This window comes from Kordia sp. (assembly GCF_045105435.1).
In the GTDB taxonomy this organism is placed as follows: domain Bacteria; phylum Bacteroidota; class Bacteroidia; order Flavobacteriales; family Flavobacteriaceae; genus Kordia.
Genome location: NZ_JBGCDL010000223.1, coordinates 1 through 6642, shown reverse-complemented (window position 1 = coordinate 6642; position 6642 = coordinate 1). Strand labels below are relative to the sequence as shown.

Sequence of the window (6642 nt, the reverse complement as noted above, 5' to 3'; positions counted from 1 at the left end):
TGTGCATTAACCTAATTATTAAACGTTTCATTTGTAAAGAATGTACTTTAGCACTGAGTAATTTTAGAAATCATTTAGTTGTTTAACTTAAGACATTAATTAACAACATTTGTTAAAAAAAGAGAGTGAGGCTTAACACTCTCTTTTTTTATGCCTTTATTTTTCTGCATGCTCCTTTTTTTTCGATAAAGTCTACTTCCAACTCAGCTAAAAAAACCAATAAAAATATGTTAAACATGCCAGCTTTTTGGCTATGCTGTGTATTTTTGAATTATTAACGAAACATTAAAAACGATTATAATGAAAAAAATTACAGTATTTGTGTTCATTTTAGCGGTTGCATTTGCCAATGCACAAAAGGACGACAACACTTCTGACAAATTAACTTTTGTAAAGGGAACACAATTTATTAACTTAAATTTATCGCTGAACAGTTCTACTTCAGATTTGGATGCGCAAACTCAAACACAAGAATCAAAAAACTTTGGTTTTAGTATCAATCCATCGTATGCGTATGCCATCAGTGATGATTTCTTTTTGGGAATAGGACTTGGATATACAACCAATTCAAGAGAAAATGATCTTAATGGAGTAATGGATAGTGAAGTTTCAACCAATTCATTTTCCGTATTTCCCTATGTGCGTTATTACAAAGGTGTTGGTAAAAAATTAGCGTTTTTCGTACAAGGAGAAACACAGTACACACGTTCAAAAAGTGAAGTAAACAATACAAATGCAAGAACAACGAATACATTCTTTTTTGGAGTGCGACCAGGTTTAGTGTTGATGCTTAATAAAAACTTAGGTTTGGAAACTTCAATAGGTGCTTTAGGATATACAACAAGTAATCTAGAGGACGAAGCTAACAATTCGGAGGTTGATTTTAATAGCTTCAATTTTTCATTAAACTCAACAAATTTATTATTTGGGTTAAGTTATTACTTCTAAGATAAAAAATACATTACGAACAACCGCAATCGTCTTCACCACAAGCTTTTGCGGTTTTCTTTTTCCAGAAAAATTTCTTCACAAAAAAACCAACTGCGATCAAAAATGTAATGCCAACTAATATCTTCTGAATCATACCTTTATTTTAAAAATTGATACGCTATTAATGCAGCAACGTATGCAATAATTGTCATGGAAACCAACTGAATTATTGGCCATTTCCAACCATTTGTTTCGCGTTTTACAATTGCTAATGTAGCCATACATTGCATGGCAAATGCATAAAACAACAAGAGTGATATACCTGCAGCAAATGTGAATACTTTTTTGCCAGAGCCAGCATGCATTTCCGATTCCATTTTGGCTTTAATGGTATTTCCATCTTCGTCATCGCCTTCACTACCAACACTATAAATAGTTGCCAAGGTTCCAATAAATACTTCGCGTGCGGCAAACGAACTTACCAAAGCAATTCCTACTTTCCAGTCGTATCCTAACGGACGAATAGTAGGTTCAATCACTTTTCCAATGACACCTAAAACTGAATTTTCGAGTCGCAATCCTTCAATTTCATCTTCAACAACTGCTTCTCTAAATTTAGGAATTTTTGCACTAATGGAGTCTTGTAATTGTCTTTCAGTATATACTTTTTCTTTACTTATAAAATCTTCTACAAGACTTTCTTTATAGCGAATAATTTTGTTTTGCAAAGAAATTTCTTGAATCTCGTTAAAACCTCTTTTATCAATAGCTTCTTTTACAATCGTTTCTGCATCATCAAACGTATCATTTACACCAACAGATGCCAAAACCCATAAAATAATAGAAATGGCTAAGATGATTCTTCCTGCTTCAAATACAAACGCTTTGGTTTTTTCTAGCACCGTAAATGCTACATTTTTGAATAATGGAATTTTATATTTTGGCAATTCTACTACAAAATACGACTTACTTTCAATCGGTAAAGTTTTGTGTAAAATGTATGCGGAAAGCAATGCAATGGCAAATCCGATAAGATATAATAACATCAAGGTAATTCCTTGCCAAGTAAAAAACCAAAAGATCGGTTCGCCAGGAATAATAAGCGAAATTAGAATTGCATATACTGGCAAACGCGCAGAACAGGTAATAAATGGTGTTACTAAAATAGTAATGAGACGTTCTTTCCAGCTTTCTATATTTCTAGTTGCCATAATTGCCGGAATGGCACAGGCAGCGCCCGAAATTAGTGGAACGACACTTTTTCCGCTCAATCCAAATCGGCGCATCACTTTGTCCATCAAAAACACGACACGACTCATATAACCACTTTCTTCCAAAATGGCGATAAAGAGAAATAAGAAGGCAATTTGCGGAATAAAGATTACGATTCCGCCCAAGCCAGTAATAATTCCATCGGCGAGTAAATCGGTAAACATTCCTGCGGGCAATACTTCTTTTGTCCATTCTGCCAACGCTCCAAAAGCGCCATCAATCAAGTCCATTGGTACATTGCTCCATTGAAACATAATTTGAAATATCAACAATAATATAATGGCAAAAATGGCGTAACCGAAAAATTTATGTGTAAAAATACGGTCGAGTTTTGCTTGCATGTCCGAAGCTTTAGATTGATCAACCGTGTACGATTTTTTAAGTACTTCGTTTATAAATTGGTAACGAATAATGGTTTCGCGATGCTGTACTTTTTTAAGTTCAACTTTTGACAACGAAGTCAGTAATTCGGTATCTGTTATGGTATTTTTTTCAATTTTTCCTTTGGGAATAAAGCGTGCTGTGGAAATTGATTTGTACTCCGTAATCGCCTCTTTAACAGCGTCAATTCCTGTTTTTTGCTTGGAACTAATGACGACAACTTTGGTGTTTAAATCAGCTTCTAATTGCGGAATATTGATTGAAATTCCTTTCGACTTCATTCTGTCTGCCATATTAATGACTAAGATTGTCGGAATTTCTAAATCTTTCACTTGCGTGAAGATGAGTAAATTGCGTTTTAGTTGTTCCACATCTGTCACGACCACAACCACATCAGGATAATTGGCATTTGCGGAATTGTTTAAAATATCGATGGCAATTTTTTCATCTGCCGAAGAAGCGTTCAAACTATACGTTCCGGGCAAATCTAAAATAGTAGCTTTTTGCGTTTTAGAAAGTTTGCAGCTTCCTGTTTTCTTGTCAACCGTAATTCCAGGGTAATTTCCAACTTTCTGGTGTAAACCTGTTAAATGGTTAAATAAGGATGTTTTTCCTGTGTTCGGATTTCCTATTAAGGCTACTTTTATGGTTGAATCGCTCATTAATAAATAGGATTAAAGCACTTTTTCAATTAAAATTTCTGCGGCAGTATCTTTTCTAATAGCAATATTACTATCATTAATCGTCAAAAATAAAGGTCCGTTAAATAAGGTGGTTTGTACAAGTGTTACTTCATTTCCAGGCAGGCAACCCATTTCAATCAATTTTAGCGGAATTGCATCCACTGAAAAATCAAGAATAACAGCTTTTTCTCCTTTTTGTAAATCGGCAACAGTCACGGTCTTTTTATTTAGATTAATTTTAAAGAAGCAAAAATAAGTTAAAAAGTTTAGTTATACCAGTTATGATTTGAAATTACAGTAAAAGAAAGTGATAATTTTTTTCTTTATTCAAGTTTCAAAAATCAAGCATAGCCTTAGCTACGCTTTCTTTTTTAAAGGAAGAAGAAAGGGGAAAAAGGGTATTAGAAAACTTCCGCACGGAAAAAGCGTTATTCGTAGGAAGCTTTTAGTATTTCGATGTCTTCTAGGAGTTGTTCAATCTCTTCTTTTTTGGTACCATCATAAAATCCACGAATGCGACGTTCTTTATCGATTAGCATAAAATTTTCGGTATGTACCATGCTATAATCTTTATCTCCATTTGATTTTACGGCTAAATACGATTTGCGAGCCAAGTCATAAATTTGTTTTTTTTCACCTGTCACTAAATTCCATTTTGCATCATTAACACCTTTTTCAATAGCATAGCGTTTTAATTGGGCAACCGTATCAATTTCGGGAGTTACGGTGTGTGATAAAAGCATAACATCGTCATCATTGAGAATCTCTTTTTGGATGTCTGCCATGTTTTTTGTCATGATTGGACAAATAGTACCACAGGTTGTAAAAAAGAAATCTGCTACATAAATTTTCCCTTTATAGGTGTCTTGTGTGATTGTTTCTCCATTCTGATTTACAAGCGAAAAATCATTTATTTTATGATATTTACTAATATGTTGTATGGAATTGTCAACTAATTCGACATTTACATTAGTCGGTTGGTATACAGGAAGTACATTTTTCTTGCGAAGCATAAAGTAGAAAGCTGTGAGTATAATAGCTGATAAACAGCTCATTACAATCGTGAAAAGTCTGTATTTTTTAAAGAATGACATCATTTTGTGTTGTTTAGCGGATAATTTTACAGTTCACCGATTAATTTTGGGGCGTTCATCGAAAAACCACTATGCAAATATACGATTTTTATGTTTGAAAAGGAAATATTCCTATATTGGTAATCCCAAACCTAATTAACTATGAAGAAAACCATCTTAGCCCTTGGTTTCTTATGGACTTTTATCGCCTTTAGCCAGACGGATCAGGAATTGATCGATGTGGTTAAAGGAGAGTATAATACCGCAAAACAGCTACAGGATTTTCAAGCCAACGAACATACAGCTTCTTACGATTTACTTTCACATACATTAGAATTAGAAGTTGACCCAGCAAAACATTATATAAAAGGACAAGTTACAACAGAATTACGCATCATAGAAAACACAGATACTATTGTTTTTGACTTATCAAACAGTTTAGAAGTTGCTTCTGTAATTACTGAAGAAGAAACATTACAATACACACACGAAAACGACGAACTCATCATCACATTTGTAAAAGGACTTTGTGAAGATGCGACTCAAACATTAAAAATTGCGTACGAAGGAACTCCAAATACGAGTGACGGAAGTAACGGATTTGTAACCACAACACATAACAACACGCCTTCATTATATACACTTTCTGAGCCGTATGGTTCAAAAGAATGGTGGCCATGTAAGCAAGACTTAAACGATAAAATAGATCAAATTGATGTCATCATCACTGCTCCCAAAGCATATAAAGCTGTCTCTAATGGAATGGTAATATCAGAAGAAGAAAGTGGAGCAATGGTGACGACTCATTGGCAACATAATTATCCAATTCCATCTTACTTAATAGGAATTGCGGTAACGGATTATGAAGTTTTTTCGCAAACTGTAGAAAGAAACGGATATAGTTTTGATATCGTAAATTATGTGTATCCTGAATCGAGAGAAAAAGCAGAAGAATACACGAAAGTGACTGTTGAAATTATGAACTTGTTTCAAGATTTATTTGGAGACTATCCTTTTAAAGATGAAAAATACGGTCATGCTGAGTTTGAATATGGTGGCGGCATGGAGCATTCTACAATTTCTTTTATGGGGAATTTTAGCAGATCGTTAATTGCACATGAATTGGCACACCAATGGTTTGGGAACAAAGTAACCTGCGATTCTTGGAATAATATATGGTTAAACGAAGGTTTTGCAACCTACTTAACGGGTTTGGTTGAAAATCATTTTGATGGCGAAAAAGACTTCATTAACTGGAAACGTGGAAAAATTGCAGACATTACAACGTCAAGAAATGGTTCTGTATATGTTGAAGACGAAAAACTAGACAATGTTGGACGTATATTTAGTTCACGTTTAACCTATAATAAAGGTGCAATGGTGATTCACATGTTGCGTCAAAAACTTGGAGACGACGTATTCTTTAAAGGAATTAGAAATTATTTGAACGATGAAGAATTGGCGTATGGTTATGCAAATTCAGATCAATTGCAAGCTCATTTAGAAACTACAAGCGGACAAGATTTACAAGCATTTTTTAGCGATTGGATTTATGGTGAAGGATATCCTTCGTATGATGTAGCTTGGCATCAAGGTGCTAAGAATGAATTGAACATTACGATGAATCAAGCACAATCAGGCAAAAAAGTAGATTTCTTTGAAATGAATGTTCCTTTCTTAGTTGTGGGAATGTTAGGAGAAGAACAGTATATTACTGTTGATCATGCGTATGATGGACAACAATTTGCAATTGCAGTTGATTTTGAAATCGCTGATATTATCATTGATCCTAAATTCGATTTAATTTCAAGAAACAACAGTGTTAGAATTGATATTGAAGCTGTTGCCGAATTAGAAATTCAGTCTTCTATGAACAATACAGCAAACAAAACTACATTTGTAACTGCTGAAAAATAATACCTTACTACACACATTTTTAGTAAATATAATAAAATCTAATTTTTAGGTCGCTGCTATTTTTTTTAAGTAATCATAAAAGCTTACTTTTGTGCGTTCTATAAACATTTTATACTATAAATGGGAGTATTTATTCAGATTATAACGTTTGTCCTTATCATATCAATTCTTGTGATTCTTCACGAATTAGGACACTTCATACCAGCTAAACTTTTTAAAACGAAAGTTGAAAAATTCTATTTATTTTTTGATCCGTGGTTTTCTATTGTAAAAAAGAAAGTCGGCGATACGGTATACGGAATTGGATGGCTTCCTTTAGGAGGTTATGTCAAAATTGCTGGAATGATTGATGAAAGCATGGACAAAGAGCAAATGGAAAAACCACC

Annotated in this window: 7 protein-coding genes; 3 read left to right on the top strand and 4 right to left on the bottom strand. The window is 33.8% G+C overall.

The window, feature by feature from the left end; genetic code table 11:
• The first annotated feature begins 300 nt into the window (after nt 1-300).
• Complete coding sequence (locus AB8B65_RS11585) at nt 301-948, top strand: outer membrane beta-barrel protein (RefSeq protein ID WP_405301177.1); 648 nt, start codon at nt 301-303, stop codon at nt 946-948.
• 13 nt (nt 949-961) lie between these two features.
• On the opposite strand, the gene AB8B65_RS11580 is transcribed toward AB8B65_RS11585, so the two are convergent.
• From AB8B65_RS11580 to AB8B65_RS11565, 4 genes are all read right to left on the bottom strand, one after another.
• Nucleotides 962-1084 (bottom strand): FeoB-associated Cys-rich membrane protein, encoded by a 123-nt coding sequence (locus tag AB8B65_RS11580; RefSeq protein ID WP_405301176.1) that lies wholly within the window; start codon nt 1082-1084, stop codon nt 962-964.
• A gap of 4 nt (nt 1085-1088) precedes the next feature.
• Nucleotides 1089-3245: a ferrous iron transport protein B gene (gene feoB, locus AB8B65_RS11575; protein ID WP_405301175.1), complete on the bottom strand. Its 2157-nt coding sequence runs from the start codon at nt 3243-3245 to the stop codon at nt 1089-1091.
• Nucleotides 3246-3257: 12 nt separating this feature from the next.
• The gene (locus tag AB8B65_RS11570; RefSeq protein WP_405301174.1) at nt 3258-3482 is read right to left on the bottom strand and encodes a ferrous iron transport protein A; all 225 of its coding nucleotides are present in this window, start codon (nt 3480-3482) and stop codon (nt 3258-3260) included.
• Between the two features lie 212 nt (nt 3483-3694).
• Nucleotides 3695-4363: an SCO family protein gene (locus AB8B65_RS11565; protein WP_405301173.1), complete on the bottom strand. Its 669-nt coding sequence runs from the start codon at nt 4361-4363 to the stop codon at nt 3695-3697.
• A gap of 138 nt (nt 4364-4501) precedes the next feature.
• On the opposite strand from AB8B65_RS11565, the gene AB8B65_RS11560 reads away from it, so the two are divergent.
• The gene (locus tag AB8B65_RS11560; protein WP_405301172.1) at nt 4502-6256 is read left to right on the top strand and encodes a M1 family metallopeptidase; all 1755 of its coding nucleotides are present in this window, start codon (nt 4502-4504) and stop codon (nt 6254-6256) included.
• A 120-nt stretch (nt 6257-6376) separates the two neighbouring features.
• Nucleotides 6377-6642: site-2 protease family protein (locus AB8B65_RS11555; RefSeq protein WP_405301171.1), on the top strand; the 266-nt coding region annotated here is incomplete at its 3' end.